Origin of the sequence: Stappia indica (assembly GCF_020177335.1) — a bacterium.
In the GTDB taxonomy this organism is placed as follows: domain Bacteria; phylum Pseudomonadota; class Alphaproteobacteria; order Rhizobiales; family Stappiaceae; genus Stappia; species Stappia indica_B.
This window is the reverse complement of record NZ_JAIVMG010000005.1, coordinates 81,021-99,014: the sequence shown is the minus strand read 5'-3', so window position 1 is coordinate 99,014 and position 17,994 is coordinate 81,021. Positions and strand designations below refer to the sequence as shown.

Genomic DNA, 17,994 nt, shown 5'->3' with positions numbered 1-17,994 from the left:
ATGTTTCCAACACCGATCGACAAGACATCGTCTGCCACCCGCGTTGCCTACAAGGTTGCACTGCCTGTGGCGCTCCTGCTGTGGCTCTTGCCGCTTCTGGCGGTGGCGCTGACCTCGGTGCGCTCCTCCGCCGACATCACCTCCGGCAACTACTGGGGCTGGCCGACCTCGTTCAATCTCGTCGAGAACTACACGGCCATCTTCACCAATTCGCCGCTCGCCGCCTATCTGCTCAACAGCTTCAAGGTGACGATCCCGGCGGTTCTCGGTGCGATTGCCCTGTCCTCGCTGACCGGATTTGCGCTCGGGATCTACAAGTTCCGGTCAAACCTGTTCGTGTTCTTCCTGTTCGTCGCCGGCAACTTCATTCCGTTCCAGATCCTGATGGTGCCGGTGCGCGATCTGTCGATCCAGCTTGGCGTCTACAATTCCATCTATGCGCTGATCCTGTTCCATATCGCCTTCCAGACCGGGTTCTGCACCCTGTTCATGCGCAATTTCATCCGCACCCTGCCGTTCGATCTGATCGAGGCGGCGCGGATCGAAGGGGTCTCGGACCTGCGCATCTTCTGGTACGTGGTGCTGCCGCTGATGCGGCCGGCGCTGGCGGCGCTGTCCGTTCTGGTCTTCACCTTCGTCTGGAACGATTACTTCTGGGCCACGGTGCTCACGCAAGGCGCGCATGCGCAGCCGATCACCGCCGGGATCAAGTCGCTGAACGGCGAATGGATCGCCGCCTGGCATCTCGTGTCGGCCGGTTCCGTGGTTGCCGCCTTGCCGCCGGTGCTGATGTTCTTCCTGATGCAGAAGCATTTCATCGCCGGCCTGACGCTCGGCGCGGTCAAGTAGCGGCCGGTTTCTAGCCGCCCCCGAACACCTCTCTCCTCTCCAAACCTGGGAAAGCCTGACATGCAGCGCGCGCTTGGAGTTTGCTACTACCCTGAACACTGGCCGGAGCAGCAGTGGGCGGACGACGCCCGGCGGATGGCCGAGGCCGGGCTGACCTATGTCCGCATCGCCGAATTCGCCTGGGCGCGCATGGAGCCGAAGCCCGGCGAGTATCGATGGGACTGGCTGGACCGTGCCATCGAGACGCTGGCCGGGGCCGGGTTGAAGGTCATTCTCGGCACGCCGACCTCCACGCCGCCGCGCTGGATGCTGGACAAGTGGCCGGACATGCTGCCGGTCGGCCGCGATGGCCATGTGCGCAAGTTCGGATCGCGCCGCCACTACTGCTATTCCCATCAGGGCTTTCGCGAGGAATGCGCCGTCATCACGCGGAAGATGGCCGAACGCTATGGCCGCGACGGGCGGGTGCATGGCTGGCAGCTCGACAATGAGTATGGCAACCACGACACCACCGTGTCCTACAGTGCGGCGGCGCGCGAAGGCTTCTGCCAGTGGCTTGCCGACAAGTATCGGACCATCGATGCGCTCAATGAGGCCTGGGGCAATGTCTTCTGGTCGATGGAATACGACAGCTTCGAGCAGGTCGATCTGCCCAACCGGACGGTCGCCGAAGCCAACCCCAGCCATTGGCTGGACTTCCTGCGCTACAGTTCCGATCAGGTGGCGGCGTTCAACCGCGTCCAGAGCGCGATCCTGCGCGCCCACAGCGACGCGCCCCTGATCCATAACTTCATGAGCAAGTCGACCGATTTCGATCACTACAAGGTCGCGGCCGATCTCGATATCGCCAGTTGGGACAGCTATCCGCTCGGTTATCTGGAAAAGCATTCGGCGCTCGGCGAGGCGTGGATCGAGCGCTATGCACAGCAGGGCGATCCGGACTTCCAGGCCTTTCACCACGATCTTTATCGCGCCGTCGGGCGCGGGCGCTGGTGGATCATGGAGCAGCAGCCGGGGCCGGTGAACTGGGCCGTCTACAACCCCGCGCCCTTGCCCGGAATGCCGCGCCTGTGGGCCTGGGAGGCGTTCGCCCACGGGGCGGAGGCGGTGTGCTTCTTCCGTTGGCGCCAGGCGCCGTTCGCGCAGGAGCAGATGCACGCGGGCCTGTTGCGCCCGGACAGCGCCGACGCGCCGGCCATTGCCGAGGTGCGAAAGGTCGCGGCCGAAATGGCTGCGTTGCCGGAGGCCGAAACCGCCCGCGCGCGTGTTGCGCTGGTGTTCGACTACCAGTCTGTCTGGGCCTGGCAGATCCAGCCGCAGGGCAAGGGGTTCGAATATTTCAACCTGGTGTTCGACTTCTACCGCGCCCTGCGCCGCCTTGGCCTGTCGATCGATATCATCGCCCCCGATTGCCCGGACCTCAGCCAATATGATCTGGTGGCCATGCCGGGCCTGATGCAGGTGCCCGATGCCTTGCAGCAGGCGCTGCGGGCCTTCGGCGGCACGGTGATCGCCGGGCCGCGCACTGGCTCCAAGACCGGGGATTTCCGCATCCCGGCCGAATTGCCGCCGGAAATGCCGGGCCGCATCTGCACCGTCGCCCATGTGGAAAGCCTGCGCCCGGGTGTCCGCCGGCCGCTCAGCGGCGGCGGCGCCATGCACCACTGGTTCGAAGCGCTGGAGACGCAGGCGGCGGTGGTCGACCGTCTTGCCAGCGGCGAGCCGGCCATCGTTGCCGAGAACAAGGTGATCTATCTCGCCGGCTGGCCGGACGACGCGGCGCTGCAGCGGGTGCTGGAGACCGCCTGTGCCGGGGAGGGGATCCCCACCTTGCAGCTTTCGGGGGGCTTGCGTGTGCGCGACAGCCGGACCCATCGCTTTGTCTTCAATTACGGACCGGAGCCGGCGCTGTTCGAAGGCCAGACCATCGAAGTCGCCGATGTGATCTGGCAGGACCTGCCCGATACACCAACGAAAGAGGCAAACTGATGCAGCACCTCCATCACTTTTTCATCGATGGGGCCTGGGTGCCGCCGCATCGGCTGAACGCCATCGAGGTTGTCGATCCATCGACCGAACAGCCCATCGCCTCGCTGGCGCTTGGCGCTGAAGAGGATGTGGAGCGGGCCGTGACGGCGGCTGCAAGGGCGTTCCTGAGCTGGAGCGAAACCCCGCTCAAGGAGCGCAAGGCGGCGGTGGTTCGTCTGGCCGAGGTCTACCAGCGGCGCGCCGAGGAGATGGGCGCGGCGATCAGCCGTGAGATGGGCGCGCCCATCGATCTGGCGACAACCGCACAGGTCGGGTCCGGCAGCGGTCACTTCCAGACCTTCCTCGACCTGATCGGCGGCTTCGAATTCGAAGAGTGGCTGGAAGCGGACAGCCACTGCCACCGGATCCTCAAGGAGCCGATTGGCGTGGTGGCGCTGATCACGCCGTGGAACTGGCCGATGAACCAGATCGCGCTGAAGGTGGTGCCGGCGCTGCTCACCGGCTGCACGGTGGTGCTGAAACCCTCGGAAATCGCGCCTCTGTCCGGGCATCTTTTCGCCGAGATGGTTGCCGAAGCGGGGATCCCCGCCGGGGTGTTCAATCTGGTGCATGGCAATGGCGCCGGTGTCGGTTCGGCGCTGACCGCCCATCCCCGCGTCGACATGGTGTCGTTCACCGGCTCCAACCGCGCAGGCGTTGCCATCTCGAAGACTGCGGCCGACACGATCAAGCGGGTCAGTCTGGAGCTCGGCGGCAAGGGCGCCAATATCCTGTTCGACGATGCCGATGAAGAGGCGGTGGCGCGCGGGCTCGCCAGTTGCTTCCTGAACAGCGGGCAGGGCTGCAATGCACCCTCGCGCATGCTGGTGCATCGCGGGATCTATGAGGAAACCGTCGCAAAAGCGGCAGAGATCGCGCGCGCCGTTCAGGTGGCGCCAGCCAGCCGTCCCGGCGACCATATCGGCCCGGTTGTCTCCCGGGCGCAGTATGAGCGCATCCAGGGGCTGATCGCTTCGGGGCTGGAACAGGGCGCGCGGCTGGTGGCCGGCGGCCTCGGCCGTCCCGAGGGGCTGGAGATAGGGTATTTCGTCCGGCCCACCGTCCTTGCCGATTGCACCAATGACATGACGGTCGCGCGGGAGGAGATCTTCGGTCCCGTGCAGGTGATCATTCCCTTCGACAGCGAGGAGGAGGCCATCGCCATTGCCAATGACACGGTGTTCGGTCTGACCAACTATGTGCAGAGCGCCGATCTCGACCGGGCAAGGCGGGTGGCGCGGGCGCTGCGCTCCGGCATGGTCGAGATCAACGGTGTGGGGCGTAGCTGGCGTACGCCGTTCGGCGGCTACAAGCAATCGGGCAGCGGCCGCGAAGGCGGGCTCTGGGGCATCGAGGAGTTTCTGGAGGTCAAGGCCGTCAGCGGCTGGGACGGCACCGGCTGACCGAAAGGCAGGCACCGCTGCCGGCCGGGAAGCCTTTGATCATCAAGGCCATGACCGGCCGCATGATCGCGGCCGGCATGCTCCGCGCCCGGGCGCGACGGATCGCCGCAGTTTCGTCAAGGGATCCCGTTTCCGGAGCGGCGCGCGGCGCAGCGTTCCGCTGCGTCGCGGCCTGGTTGCGGTGTTGGCGCAGTGCATCCTGGCCGTGGCCCTTGCACTCGATAACTCCTTGTTCAGGTTGCGTAATCCGGCTGGTACGCCGTATTGGCGAGCTGCAAGCCGTTGCCGGTGAGCTGGCCCGATTCGGGATGCTGTCTGGCGGCAACCGCCCTAGCGCAGTTTCTTCCCGGTATTTCGGGGGGGCAGCGCCAGGCACCCCATGGATCAAGCCAAAGTACGATTGATGAACACCTTTCAGACCGACTTCCGTCTTTCACATCAGAACTTGCGCCCCAAATTCCAGCGCCTGGCCGTGCTTTTGACCACCAGCGCGCTTGTGTGCTGCGGGCCGGCCGCGCTGGCTGACGAGATTATCGACGGCACCGATGAGACCGTGATCGGCACCGGTGGCGGCACCATCGGCAGCCCTTGGAACATCGCTGGAGACCTATACGTTGGCGACACCGGAAACGGCTCGCTCAGCATCGAGGCCGGCGGCAGGGTCCAGAACGCGTTCGGCACCATCGGTACCGAAGCAGGCTCACAAGGGACCGTCACGGTCACCGGCACTGGCTCGGTCTGGTCCAACACCGTCAGCCTCGTGGTCGGCGATTTGGGAAAAGGCACGTTGAACGTCGAGGCAGGCGGCAGAGTCGAGAGCGATCTCGGCTACATTGGCTCTGTTCCAGGCGGGCACGGGAGCGTGACGGTCACGGGGGCTGGCTCGATCTGGTCCAGTTCCTTTAGTCTCGTGGTCGGCGATTTGGGAAAAGGTACGCTGAACATCGAGGCCGGTGGCAGGGTTGAGAGCGGTGTCGGCTATGTTGGTTCTGGCGCAGGTTCGAATGGAAGCGCCACGGTCACGGGCGCTGGCTCGATCTGGTCCAACAGCAGTGACCTTTACGTTGGCGATTCCGGAAGCGGCGTGCTGAGGGTCGAGGACGGCGGCAGGGTGGAGAACCGGATCGGTTACATTGGTTTTCTCACCGGATCTGCGGGGGAGGTCACGGTCACAGGGGCCGGTTCGGTCTGGGCCAATGCCAGTGATCTCTACGTCGGCAATTCTGCAAGCGGCAAGCTGCGGGTTGAGGCCGGTGGCAGGGTCGAGAGCACCGTCGGCTTCATCGGCGGCGGGGCAGACGCCGACGGGCTGGTCACCGTTACCGGCGCCGGTTCGGTCTGGTCCAGTCTCACCAGTACCCTTGTCGGCTGGCATGGAAACGGCACGTTGAACGTCGAGGCAGGTGGCCGGGTTGAAAGCGGATTGGGCGTGATCGGGGTCGGAGCGGGCGCACAAGGGACCGCGACGGTCTCCGGGGCCGGCTCGACCTGGTTCAGCAGTAGTGACATCTATGTTGGAGATGCTGGAAACGGCACGCTGACAATCGAGGCCGGCGGCAAGGTCGAGAACAAGAACGGCATCATCGGCTTTGACCCCCACGGGGATGGGGGCGTTATCGTCACAGGCCCTGGCTCGATCTGGGCGAATACCGGCATTCTCACGGTCGGCCACGGAGGCGCCGGGACATTGACCATTCGCGATGGCGGCACCGTCGATGGCGCCTTCACGGTGATGGTTGCTGCGACTTTCGGTTCGACCGGCACGGTGAACATCGGTGCGGCATCGGGAGACGCGGCCGCCGCCGCCGGCACGCTGAATGTGTCAACACTTGCCTTCGGCGCGGGCACTGGCACGCTCGTCTTCAATCATACCGAGACGGCCTATGACTTCACCACCGGGGTCGCGGGAACCGGCACGATCCTGCACGAGGCCGGAACCACCCGTCTCACCGGCGATTATGCCGGCTTCACCGGTTCGGCCACCGTGTCCGGCGGGACGCTGTTGGTCAACACAGCCTTCAACCGGGCCGTCTCGGTGCTGAGCGGCGGCGCCCTCGGCGGCACTGGAACGGTGGGCGATGTGACGCTCGACTCCGGTGCGACGCTCGCGCCCGGCAATTCCATCGGCACGCTGAATGTCGCCGGCGATGTGTCGTTCGGCGCCGGCAGCACCTATGCGGTCGAGGTCAATGACGGCGGCTCGGTGGCGGGCGTCAACAACGATCTGCTGCATGCAACCGGAACGGTGACCCTCGACAGCGATGCGACCGTCATGGTCAGCCCGGAAAACGGCGCGGATGCCGGGAAGACCTACGCGAGCCCGACCACCTACACGATCCTCACCGCCGATACTGCGGTCAATGGCACCTTTGGCTCCGTCTCCGACAACTTTGCCTTCCTTGACTCGTCTCTCAGCTATGACGCCAACAACGTCTATCTGACCCTTGTGCGCAACAACTTCAGCTTCGCGTCCATGGCGGGAACCCGGAACCAGGCGGCCGCCGCTGGTGGCACCGAGAGCCTCGGACAGGGGAATATCCTGTTCGACACGGTGCTTGGGCTTAGCGCAAGCCAGGCCCGGGGGGCCTTCGACGCAGTGTCGGGTGAGGTCCATGCCTCGTTGCAGGGCACGCTGGCTGAGGACAGCCGCTTTGTCCGCGATGCTGCCAAGGACCGTATTCGCGCCGCCTTCGCTGGCGTGGCCGCCGCCGAGATGCCGCAGCTTGCCCTCCATGGCGGCAGCGGCGTCGCCCCGCAGGACACAGGAGGGACCGTCATCTGGGGGCAGGCCTATGGTGCCTGGGGCCGGAACGACACTGACGGCAATGCGGCGACCATCGAGCGCAGCGCCGGCGGGGTGTTCTTCGGCGCCGATGCCGAGCTTGGCCAGGGCTGGCGTGCCGGACTTGTTGCCGGCTACGGCCACACTGACGCCTCGGTGGACGCCCGTGCCTCCAGTGCCAAGGTCGACAACTACTCGCTCGGCGCCTATGGCGGCAACCGGTTCGGCCCCGTCACCCTTGGCCTTGGTGCCGCCTATACCTGGCAGGACATCGACACCACCCGCGATGTCGCCTTCGGCGGTTTCACCGATCGTCTGACCGCCGATTACAATGGGGCCACGGCGCAGGCGTTTGCCGAGGTCGGGTATTCGCTGGACACCGCCTTTGCCCGGCTGGAGCCCTTCGCCGGGGTGGCGTTGATCCACCAGCGGGCGGACCGCTTCACGGAAGCGGGCGGTGCGGCGGCACTGACGGTGTCTTCGTCATCGCAGACCCTTGGCGTGACCACGCTGGGTGTGCGCGGAGAAACCCGCCTTGCCACCTCAGGGGACGTGACGACAATGCTCACCGGGTCGCTTGGCTGGCGGCATGCGTTTGGCGATATTTCCCCGGACGCGCGGATGCTGCTTTCCGGCGGAACGCCGTTCACCATTGCCGGCACGCCGATTGATCGCGATACGGGCCTGGTGGAGGCCGGCGTCCGGTTCGATCTTGGCAAGGGCATGGGCGTCGATCTGACCTATCGCGGCGAGTTTGGCGCCAACGCGCTGGATCAGGGGGCCCGCGCGGCGTTCTCCGCACGGTTCTAGAGAAAACCCAACCTCCGATACTTGATTGCTCGATGGGACGGCTACGGTCGCCCCATCGGGTGCGCAGGACATTTCAGCGGCGGGTGAGCAACCATCCGCACCGGCCGCCGCTATCGACGTACCGCTACGACACAAGCGGGCTTTCGCCTGTCCGGTGGTGTTCAACCGGAATGGCGGCGAGCGCTTCGATGGACGCGGTGATTCTGTTCTCTTGCATATAATGGCCGATCAACAGCAGTGCCTTGTCGATCTCGCCTTCGAACAGGGCGCGATTGATCCTGGTCGAGAACAGGATGAATTGGCGTGTGGGGTGTTCCATGTCTGGCCTCCTCGATCCTGAACCAGGACTTTGATAGCCGCCCGATACGCCAAACCAAACATCGCAAATTGACAGCCATCTGGCGAAGTGCAAGCCTGATCATCCTTGGGTTGCGTTTTGTGCGAGGGTATATCCATGATCCACGAGACGGGGGCGGACACCTCTCTCAGCGAGATCGACCGCGGATTGATTCAGCTTCTCACGGAGAACGCGCGGCGCTCCAATACCGAGCTGGCGGCGATGCTGAACGTCTCGCGGATGACCGTCAAAAACCGGATCGACAGGCGGGTGGATCGCGGGATCATCGAGCAGTTCACGATCAAGGTCAAAGCCGGGAACGATGAGAGCCGCGATGGCGAAGTGGCCTTCTTCCACATGAAGTTGAAGGGGTCCTTTTGCAAACGTGTCTATGAGCGGCTCAAGGGCTGGCCCGAGCTGGTCGGAGCCTGGTCTATCGCCGGGGAAACGGACATGATCGCGCTCGTCCATTGCCTTGGATTTGATCGCCCGGAAGCTTTGCGTGAGCGCCTGGCAAGGTTCCCGGAAGTCGAGCAGGTGTGGACCGCAATGGTGCTCCGTCAATGGGCGCACAAGGCCTCGCGCGCACCGGACTACGACCCTCGGAACGGCCTGGATCGTCTCGATCTGCACATGCAGGAGCTCGGCGCTGCCGGTGGTGACGCCTTCTCGAGCCGCACACGCCCCTGAGCGCGCTGACCGATGCAAAGAGGTTTGCGCCGTCGGTCATCCGGCGGTTGTCAGGCACAACGGCGGGAGGTGAGGCGGGGGCTATCGGGACAGTCTTTAGACGTGATGGTCTTGAATGCGCGATGCGGGTCCGCCCATGGCGACGGGGGCTTTGAATGCGTGCAACAGAAACGACGCAAACGTCGGTGTTTCTGTCCGGACAGCTCGGCCCGGCAGGCAATGCTAATCTAAGTCTTTGGAAAGAATGGTCGGAGTGGCAGGATTTGAACCTGCGACCCCCTCGTCCCGAACGAGGTGCGCTACCAGGCTGCGCTACACTCCGACATCACGGGGAGAACTGCTTGGTGCCGTCTCGGGTGGCGGCGTTCTCTCGTCGTGTGGCGGGTACATAACACCCGTTTTCAGGCTTCGCAAGCCTGCTTATGGCCGGGTGCGACATTGACCTGTGAATAACCGGCGGGGCCCCGGAGCGAGCGGCGTTGAGGCGGGGTGCGGATGGCCCATCCGCTGCCGCCTGCTGTGTTGGGTGTGGATGAGCGTCCCCCCGGCGGCAATGCGGTGCTTGCGCGATGCCGGGCGGATCGCTATACAAGCGACCGGTCTGATGGGGCGTCGCCAAGTGGTAAGGCAGCGGCTTTTGGTGCCGCCATTCGCAGGTTCGAATCCTGCCGCCCCAGCCATCCTCTCCGTTCCAGTCTTTTGCTAGGCCCCCTGATCCGGTCGCGACCCGTCGGGGGCGGGCGTCATGGATGCATCTGCCTGATATTTCCGCTTCGCAGAAATAATGTCGAACGCCACAATGGTGGGGCAAGACTTCAGGAACCGCGATGCGGAGAAGGCGCAGATGCTTGACCAGATACTGATCGTGGCAGGATTGACCGCTCTGGTGATGATCAGTCCCGGGCCGGATATGATCATCGTCATGCGCAATACGCTGCTTGGCGGACGCCGCGCGGGGCTGGAGACCGCCCTTGGGGTGCTCCTTGGCAATCTGGTCCACATCACCTATTGCGCCATCGGCATCGGCTGGCTGATTTCCCAGAGTTTGCTGGCGTTCTCGCTGCTGCGCTATGCCGGTGCGGCCTATCTCATCTATCTCGGGATCATGAGTTTCCGCACCGCTGCGCGAAAGATCGAGCTGGAGCCTGCTGCCGGGGAGGTCCGCCGCCGCGCGTGGGTCCTGCAGGGGCTGTTCAACAACATCCTCAATCCCAAGGGGACGCTGTTTTATCTGGGCGTTTTCACCATGGTCATCACGCCGGAAACGGGTTGGTCGGCGATGGGGCTTCTGGTTGCCGTCATGATGGGCATTAGTGCCGGATTCTGGCTGATTTTCGTGCAGACGCTCGATCTCCGCCTGGTTCGCAAATCCCTTGAGAGCAGTCAGCGCGCGGTTGCCCGTGTTTTTGGCGCCCTGCTGATCGCGCTCGGCCTGCGCGTCGCCTTGTCGGGGTCATGATCCCTCCCGATGCGGTCTGATCTGTCTTAACGGAAAGCGATGGCGGCATACCTCTCGAGCCACCTCCACGAGTCCGACCAGCGCTTTTCGCCATGCCAGATTACTTTCGCGCCTAGCGTGTCGCGCTGCGTGCGCCAATCTTGCAGGGGCGCCGCCGCGATACATGCGTGCAATGCGCGAAGAATCTTGCGCCAACGGCCACGACGGTTACCGCCTAGCCGCTGGGCTATTCTCCTCCGTGGAAAGGGGGATTCTGGGAAATACAAAATCTGTCTTAGGGGCAATTTCGTTAAATTTCATCATGACGCAAGGGTATATTTTTCTTTTTCGATTTATGGCGCAAGGTTGTATTTTTTGATTTGTTCAATTTCCCAATTTATCTGATTTTTGCTTTATGACCTGTGGTGAAAGCATGTTGATAAGTGTGTATCTTTAATCAATCCATAAGATATGGCAGCTTAGAATTCCAATTGCGGAGGTTGATTTCTGCAATCTATCGGAGTTCTTGGAATGTCAGACTTGGGGTCGCCGGATTTGGCGGGTCGGATCGGTTTCGCCCGGATCGACGCGGAGACGCGACGGCTGGTGCAGACGCTCTGGCCGATGGTTGAGGAGGCGCTCCCGGGCATCCTTGAGCGCTTTTACGCGCATCTCATGAAAGAACCCTCGCTGAAGGCGATGCTGGAAGGCCGGGTAACGGGCTTGCAGTCGGCGCAGACGTCGCATTGGCAGCGGCTGTTCTCGGGGCGGTTCGATGATGACTACGTCCGCAGCATCGACCGCATTGGCCGCGCTCATGGCCGCATCGGTCTGGAGCCACGCTGGTACATCGCCGGCTATCAATTCGTTCTCAACGAATTGGCCGAGCTGGTTGTCGGCAGGTTCCGCTTTTCCGCGCGCAAGACCTCGGCTGCCATCGTCGCGCTGAACAAGGTTGTTCTGCTCGATCTCGATTTTGCGATTTCCACCTATCAGCAGATGCTGATCGAACAGCGTGTGGCCCAGACCAACCGGCTGAACGCGGCTGTGGAGACCTTCAAGGTCAAGGTGGAAAGCGCGCTGCAAAACGTCGAGGTCAGCGCGAACCGGATGCAGGAGCAGGCCGGGACGTTGTCCGGCGTCGCCGGATCGGCCACGGATGAGGCGGTCTCCGCATCGGCCGCTTCGGAAGAAACCTCTGTCAGCGTGCAGACGGTTGCCTCGGCCGCGGAGGAGCTGTCCAGTTCGATCGAGGAAATTGCCCGGCAGGTGGCCGGTGCCTCGGAGGTGGCCCGCCGTGCCAACGGCATGGCCGATACCACCTCGCGGGAGGTGGCGCGCCTGTCCGAAGCCGCGCAGAAAATCGGCGACGTGGTGCGTCTGATCACCGATATTGCGGCGCAGACCAATCTTCTGGCCCTCAACGCGACCATCGAGGCGGCGCGGGCAGGCGAGGCGGGGCGCGGCTTTGCCATCGTCGCTCAGGAGGTGAAGCAACTCGCCGGCCAGACATCGAAGGCGACGGAAGACATCGCCAAGCAGATTTCCGAAGTGCAGTCCTCGACGGCCAATGCGGTCGATGCCATTTCCGCCATTTCCTCGACGGTCGGCGAGATCGATGAACTGACCTCGGCGATTGCAACCGCGATCGAGCAGCAGGGGGCGGCGACGCGCGAGATTTCCGAGAATGTGCAGAATGCGGCGCAGGGAACGGTAACGCTGTCGGCCAATGTGACGGGCGTCAATGCGGCGATTGATGCAACCGGCAAGGCGGCGGAGGATTTCCTCACCGTTTCCGCGACCTTGCGCTCCCAGTCATCGGATATATCCAACCAGGTCCGTGCGTTCTTTTCCGAAATCCGTGAGGTGGCGGGCGAGAAAGGCGGCGCGCACGCGGCCTGAGCGCAGGCGGTTCCCTCGAAAGGGAACCTTGCTGAACGTTCCGCCTGGGCCGGTCCTTTTCTCTGGGCCGGCCCGAGCCTTTTGGGGGGCGTGGACTATTCGGCCGCGGTTGCCCGGTCCGACCGGTACTGGCTCACCCGGGCCGCGCAGAACTTGAACTCCGGGATCTTGCCGTAGGGGTCGAGCTGCGGGTTGGTCAGCCGGTTCGCCGGCGCCTCGAAGAAGCAGAACGGCACGAACACCATGCCATCGGCAACCTCGCGGTCGGCCCGCAGGGTTGCCGTGATTGCCCCGCGCCGTGTGGTCACGGTCACGCTTTCTCCTGCCGTGAAGCCCTGGCGGCGGATCTCGAACGGGTTCATGGCCGCGATCGGTTCCGGCTCCAGCGCATCGAGCGCGGTGGAGCGCCGGGTCATGGCGCCGGTATGCCAATGCTCCAGCATCCGCCCGGTCGTCAGCACCAGCGGGAAGGTGTCGTCGGGCAACTCGTCCGGCGGCAGAAGGTCCGCCGGCACGATCCGCGCCTTGCCGCTTGGCGTCGGGAAGCCTTGCGCAAAGATGATCTCCGAGCCGGGCTCATCCGGGCTTTCCGCCGGATAGGTGACGCAGCCTTCCGCGACGACCCGGTCCCAGGAGATATTGTCGAGCGAGGGCATCCGCTCGCGCATTTCCTCGTAAACCTCGCCCACATGGCTATAGGACCAGTCAAGGCCGATCCGATTGGCGATCTCGGCGATCAGTTCCCAGTCCTGCCGCGCCGCGCCGGGCAGCGGGATCGCCGGTCGGCCGAGCTGCACCTGCCGGTTGGTATTGGTGTAGGTGCCGAGTTTTTCCGCATGGGCGGAGGCCGGCAGCACCACATCCGCGTGCCAGGCGGTCTCGGTCAGGAAGATGTCCTGCACCACCAGATGATCGAGCTTGGCAAGCGCGGCGCGGGCGTGGATCTGGTCCGGGTCCGACATCGCCGGGTTTTCGCCCATGATGTACATGCCCCGGATTTCGCCCGCATGGATCGCATCCATGATCTCCACCACGGTCAGGCCGCTCTTGGGATCTAGGGGCCGGCCCCAGGCATCTTCATAGGCGGCGCGAATCTCCGGGTCCTCCACCGACTTGTAGTCGGGGAACACCATGGGGATCAGGCCGGCATCGGAGGCGCCTTGCACGTTGTTCTGGCCGCGCAGCGGATGCAGGCCCGTGCCGGGCCGGCCGATCTGGCCGGTGATCAGCGCCAGCGCGATCAGGCAGCGGGAATTGTCCGTGCCATGCACATGCTGCGAGACGCCCATCCCCCAGAAGATGATCGAGCGCGGGCTGGTGGCGTAAAGCCGCGCAACCTCACGCAAGGTGGCCGCGTCGATGCCGCAGACTTCCGCCATTGCCTCGGGGGAGAAGTCGCGCACCTTCTCGCGCAGCGCCGCGAAGCCGTCCACATTGGCCTGGATATACTGCTCGTCGTAGAGCCGCTCCTCGATGATCACATGCAGCATGGCGTTCAGCATCGCCACATCGGTTCCGGCCTTGAAGCGCAGGCCGTGGCTGGCATGGCGCATCAGGTCCTGACCGCGCGGGTCCATCACGATCAGCGCCGCGCCGCGCTTGGCCGCCTGCTTCAGATAGGTGGCGGCAACCGGGTGGTTCTGGGTCGGCCGCGCACCGATGACGATGATGCAATCGGTGTCTTTCGCCGCCATGAATGGCGCGGAAACCGCGCCGGACCCGACCCCTTCCATCAGGGCTGCCACTGAGGAGGCGTGGCACAGCCGGGTGCAGTGGTCGACATTGTTGGTGCCAAAGCCCTGCCGCACCAGCTTCTGGAACAGATAGGCTTCCTCGTTCGAGCCCTTGGCCGAGCCGAAGCCGGCCAGAGCCGAACCGCCCGACTGGTCGAGGATCTGCCGCAGGCCGCCGGCCGCCCGCTCCAGCGCTTCCTCCCAGGTGGCTTCGCGAAACACCTCATAGGGGTTGGCCGGGTCCAGCATCTCCTGGCCGTCTTTCGGCGCATCGTCGCGGCGCACCAGCGGCTTTGTCAGCCGGTGCGGGTGGTGCACATAGTCGAAGCCGAAACGGCCCTTGACGCACAAGCGGTTCTCGTTGGCCGGACCGTTGCGCCCGTCCACCTTGACGATCTTGTCGTCCTTCACATGCACGGTGGTCTGGCAGCCGACGCCGCAGAACGGGCAGAGCGTATCGACGGTCCGATCGGCGGTCAGGGTCTTGTGCCGGGCCGCACTGTCCATCACCGATTTTTCCAGCAGTGCCCCGGTCGGGCAGGCCTGCACGCATTCGCCGCAGGCAACGCAGGTCGAAGCGCCCATCGGGTCGGAGAGGTCGAAGATCGGCCGTGCGCTGCCGCCGCGATAGCCCATGCCGATGACGTCGTTCATCTGCACCTCGCGGCAGGCCCGCTCGCACAGGCCGCAGGCGATGCAGGCATCCAGATTGACGGCGATGGCCGGGTGCGAGGCATCGTAGCGGGCGGCGCGGTCGATGCCTTGCGCCGCCGCGCCGTCGCCCGTTTGTGCATAGCGGCTGGCATAGCGCGAACCGGCAACGCCGACCCGGTCGGACCAGATCCAGAAGTCGGCCTCCGCATCCGGAGCTTCCGTCCGCTCCGGCATGTCCGCCGCCAGCAGTTCGAACACCATCTGGCGCGCCTTGACCGCCCGGTCCGACCCGGTCTTGACGACCATGCCCGGCGCCGGCTTGCGGATGCAGGAGGCGGCCAATACCCGCTCGCCGTCGATCTCCACCATACAGGCGCGGCAGTTGCCATCCGCCCGGTAGCCCGGTGCATCCTTGTGGCACAGATGCGGGATCGCCGTGCCGCAGCGCTGCGCCACCTGCCAGATCGTCTCGTCGGTCTGTGCCTCGACCTCGGTGCCGTCGAGGGTGAAGGAAAGTGTCTCGCTCATCGGGTTTCCTCCCCGGCAAAGAATGTAAGGACCGACCGGACCGGGTTGCTTGCCGCCTGACCGAGGCCGCAGATCGAGGCATCCCGCATCACCTGCTCCAGATCCTTGAGACGCGCATCGTCCCAGTCGCCGGCCTCCAGCATGGCCACCATCTTTTCCGTCCCGGCGCGGCAGGGGGTGCACTGGCCGCAGCTCTCATCCTTGAAAAAGCGCAGCAGGTTGAGCGCCGCGCCGCGCAGATCGTCCTGGTCGGACAGGATCACCACCGCATGGGAGCCAATGAAGCCGCCATGTTTCTCGAAGGTGCCGAAATCCATCGGCAGATCGGCCATGGAGGCCGGGAAGATGCCACCGGAGGCGCCGCCGGGCAGGAAGGCGCGGAAGCTGTGGCCTTCCTGCATCCCGCCGCATTCGGCGATGATCTCGTTGATGGTGCTGCCGCAGGCCATCACCTTGACCCCCGGATCGCGGACCCGGCCGGAAACGGAATAGGAGCGCAAGCCGCTGTGCCCCTCCTTGCCCTGTTCGGTGAACCAGTTGGCCCCGCGCTCCAGGATGTCGCGGATCCAGTGCAGCGTCTCCACATTGTGGTTGAGGGTGGGGCGCCCGAACAGGCCGACCTCGGCGACATAGGGCGGTCGGTTGCGGGGCAGGCCGCGTTTGCCCTCCACCGATTCGATCATCGCGCTTTCCTCGCCGCAGATATAGGCGCCGGCGCCGCGCCGCAGCTCGATCGGGGCGTGGTCGGACAGACCGCTTGCCGCCAGCGCGTCGATTTCCTGCCGCAGGATTTCCAGGACGCCCGGGTATTCGTCGCGCATGTAGAGGTAGATCCGCTCCGCCTCCACCGCCCAGGCGGCGACCAGCGCGCCCTCCAGCATCCGGTGCGGGTCCCGTTCGAGAAAAAACCGGTCCTTGAAGGTGCCGGGCTCGCCTTCATCGCCATTGATCGTCATCAGCCGGGGCCCGGGCTGGGCGCGCACCAGCTCCCATTTCCGCCCGGTGGGAAAGCCGGCGCCGCCAAGCCCGCGCAAGCCCGCGCCGGACAAGTCGGCGATCACCTCTTCGCGGCTGCGCCGGCCGTCGAGACAGGCGCGCAGCAACTGGTACCCCCCCTCGGCCCGGTAGGCGTCAAGACGCAGGGCGTCCGGCACCCGGACGGCGGTCTCGCCGGCGGCCAGCGCGGCAAGCAGGGTGTCCGCCCGCGCATGGCCGATCTCGTTGCGGCCGATCTGGGCGGCCGGTGCCTCGGCGCAGCGCCCCTGGCAGGGTGCGCGCAGGATCCGCACCTCCTCCGGCCGGGTGCCCTGTTCCAGCTCGGTAATCAGCGTGTCCGCACCGGCAAGCATGCAGGAGAGGGAATCGCACACCCGGATCGTCACCGCTGGCGGCGGTGTCTCTCCCTCGGCGACGATATCGAAATGGTGATAGAAGCTGGCAACCTCGAAGACCTCGGCCTCCGAAAGGCGCATCTCGGTCGCAAGGGCCTTCATATGGGCGGCGGAGAGATGGCCGTATTTGTCCTGGACCAGGTGCAGGTACTCGATCAAAAGGTCGCGCCGGCGTGGGGCATTGCCCAAAAGGCTCCGGATCTCGTCCAGTGCCGCGTCGTCGAGTGGGCGTCCCTTGACGCGCCCGTGTTTCGCAAATGCTGTTCCCTGGCGTGCTCCTGCCATGATGGCGCTGTTCCCGTCCTGCTCCCGTCATCCTCGCCATTGTATTGGTGCAAGGACGAAACCTCGATTTCGATCAATGTTCTGGAGCAGAACTCGCCAGACCTTTGGGAAATGGCGGTACTGCCCTTGCGGGAAGGAGGCGGAGGTTCGGCGGCAAAATCAAATCGCGAATGCCTATCGGTTGATCAGGCCAGGTTATCGTGCGGCTCGCGCGCCTCCATGGCGACCTGCCAGATGGCTTCGGCGAAGGGCGGGACCGGCTGTCGCTGTGGCACCACCAGGCCGATCCGTGGCCGCGACGGATGCGGCGCGAGGGGCCTGACGGCAAGCGGGGCGACACCCAGCATGTCGACGATGAGACGTGGCAGGATGGCGACGGTCTGCGCCCGCTTTGCGCCAACGCCAGCACGGCTGAGGATCGACAGGAAGCTGTTCGATTCAAAGGCGATCCTCGGGGTGATCCCCGCCTTGGAAAAGGCAATGTCGAGGATCCGGCGGTTCTGCATGTCCGGGGTCAGGAGGGCAAGCGGCCACTGGTCGAGCGCACTCCAGGGCACCGGGTCGTCGGCGGTGGCAAGCAGATGCTCCGGGCCGACAAGGCAATAGGTCTCGCGCAACAGCGGCAGCGTATCGACCTGCGAGAGCGGCTCGTTGCCGAGATAGGTGAGCCCCGCATCAAGGGTGAAGTCGGCAAGGCCGTCCTCGATGGCGCGCGATGTCAGGCTGGCACACATGGTCTGGATGCCGGGGTAGCGCTCCGCCAGCATGGCGGCGAGCCGGCCTGCCAGCGGCGTGGCCGTCGGTACCACGCCAAGGCGAAGCCGACCGGTCAGGCTGGCACCGCCCGCCACATCCTGCCGCAGCCCGTCAAGGTCCGCCAGCACCCGGCGTGCGCGGATCAGTACCCGCTCGCCGGCTTCGGTGAAACCGACGAAGCGCTGGCCGCGCTCGACCAGCGGCGCGGCGAAGGCCTCCTCCATGCGCCGGATACGTGCCGACAGCGCCGGCTGGGACATGTTGCAGGCCCGGGCGGCCTTGGCGAAATGCCGTTCCGCCGCCAGCGAGACCAGAACGCGCAGGTCGGCAAGGTCGATGGGGGGCAAATTGCTCAAATGATTGTCCTGTCTCCCGCGTGCCGAGTGTTGCCGGCACCTCCTCCAGCGG

Annotated in this window: 11 protein-coding genes and 2 tRNA genes; 8 read left to right on the top strand and 5 right to left on the bottom strand. The window is 64.8% G+C overall.

Going from position 1 to position 17,994, the window contains the following annotated elements:
• From LC062_RS08825 to LC062_RS08810, 4 genes are all read left to right on the top strand, one after another.
• Entirely contained in the window at positions 1–849 is an 849-nt protein-coding gene (locus LC062_RS08825) for a carbohydrate ABC transporter permease (RefSeq protein WP_224910666.1), read from the top strand.
• 60 nt (positions 850–909) lie between these two features.
• A complete protein-coding gene (locus tag LC062_RS08820; protein ID WP_224910665.1) occupies positions 910–2,838 on the top strand; it encodes a beta-galactosidase in 1,929 nt (642 codons plus the stop codon).
• Positions 2,838–4,280 (top strand): aldehyde dehydrogenase family protein, encoded by a 1,443-nt coding sequence (locus LC062_RS08815; protein ID WP_224910664.1) that lies wholly within the window; start codon positions 2,838–2,840, stop codon positions 4,278–4,280. Before LC062_RS08820 ends, LC062_RS08815 begins: the two co-directional genes overlap by 1 nt.
• Before the next feature lie 403 nt (positions 4,281–4,683).
• Complete coding sequence (locus LC062_RS08810; protein ID WP_224910663.1) at positions 4,684–7,872, top strand: autotransporter domain-containing protein; 3,189 nt, start codon at positions 4,684–4,686, stop codon at positions 7,870–7,872.
• 124 nt (positions 7,873–7,996) lie between these two features.
• On the opposite strand, the gene LC062_RS08805 is transcribed toward LC062_RS08810, so the two are convergent.
• Positions 7,997–8,191 (bottom strand): hypothetical protein, encoded by a 195-nt coding sequence (locus LC062_RS08805; RefSeq protein ID WP_224910662.1) that lies wholly within the window; start codon positions 8,189–8,191, stop codon positions 7,997–7,999.
• A gap of 135 nt (positions 8,192–8,326) precedes the next feature.
• Here LC062_RS08805 and LC062_RS08800 point away from each other — a divergent pair, with 135 nt between their 5' ends.
• Positions 8,327–8,899, top strand: a complete 573-nt coding sequence (locus LC062_RS08800) for an Lrp/AsnC family transcriptional regulator (protein ID WP_224910661.1) — start codon at positions 8,327–8,329, stop codon at positions 8,897–8,899.
• A gap of 245 nt (positions 8,900–9,144) precedes the next feature.
• Here the strand turns inward: LC062_RS08800 and LC062_RS08795 are convergent.
• Positions 9,145–9,221: transfer RNA gene (locus LC062_RS08795), tRNA-Pro, on the bottom strand.
• Positions 9,222–9,504: 283 nt separating this feature from the next.
• On the opposite strand from LC062_RS08795, the gene LC062_RS08790 reads away from it, so the two are divergent.
• The 3 genes from LC062_RS08790 to LC062_RS08780 all read left to right on the top strand — a co-directional run bounded on the left by LC062_RS08790 (position 9,505) and on the right by LC062_RS08780 (position 12,239).
• Positions 9,505–9,579, top strand: a tRNA-Gln gene (locus LC062_RS08790).
• 164 nt (positions 9,580–9,743) lie between these two features.
• Positions 9,744–10,358 (top strand): LysE family translocator, encoded by a 615-nt coding sequence (locus LC062_RS08785; protein WP_224910660.1) that lies wholly within the window; start codon positions 9,744–9,746, stop codon positions 10,356–10,358.
• Between the two features lie 510 nt (positions 10,359–10,868).
• Positions 10,869–12,239 (top strand): globin-coupled sensor protein, encoded by a 1,371-nt coding sequence (locus LC062_RS08780; protein WP_224910659.1) that lies wholly within the window; start codon positions 10,869–10,871, stop codon positions 12,237–12,239.
• Between the two features lie 95 nt (positions 12,240–12,334).
• Here LC062_RS08780 and fdhF read toward each other — a convergent pair whose 3' ends face one another.
• From fdhF to LC062_RS08765, 3 genes are all read right to left on the bottom strand, one after another.
• Positions 12,335–15,154, bottom strand: coding sequence for a formate dehydrogenase subunit alpha (fdhF, locus tag LC062_RS08775; RefSeq protein ID WP_224910658.1), 2,820 nt, complete (start codon positions 15,152–15,154; stop codon positions 12,335–12,337).
• Complete coding sequence (locus LC062_RS08770; protein WP_224910657.1) at positions 15,151–16,830, bottom strand: NAD(P)H-dependent oxidoreductase subunit E; 1,680 nt, start codon at positions 16,828–16,830, stop codon at positions 15,151–15,153. Before LC062_RS08770 ends, fdhF begins: the two co-directional genes overlap by 4 nt.
• A gap of 185 nt (positions 16,831–17,015) precedes the next feature.
• Positions 17,016–17,942 carry a LysR family transcriptional regulator gene (locus tag LC062_RS08765; protein WP_224910656.1) on the bottom strand — a complete coding sequence of 309 codons (927 nt, stop codon included), beginning with the start codon at positions 17,940–17,942 and terminating at the stop codon, positions 17,016–17,018.
• Positions 17,943–17,994: the final 52 nt, after the last annotated feature.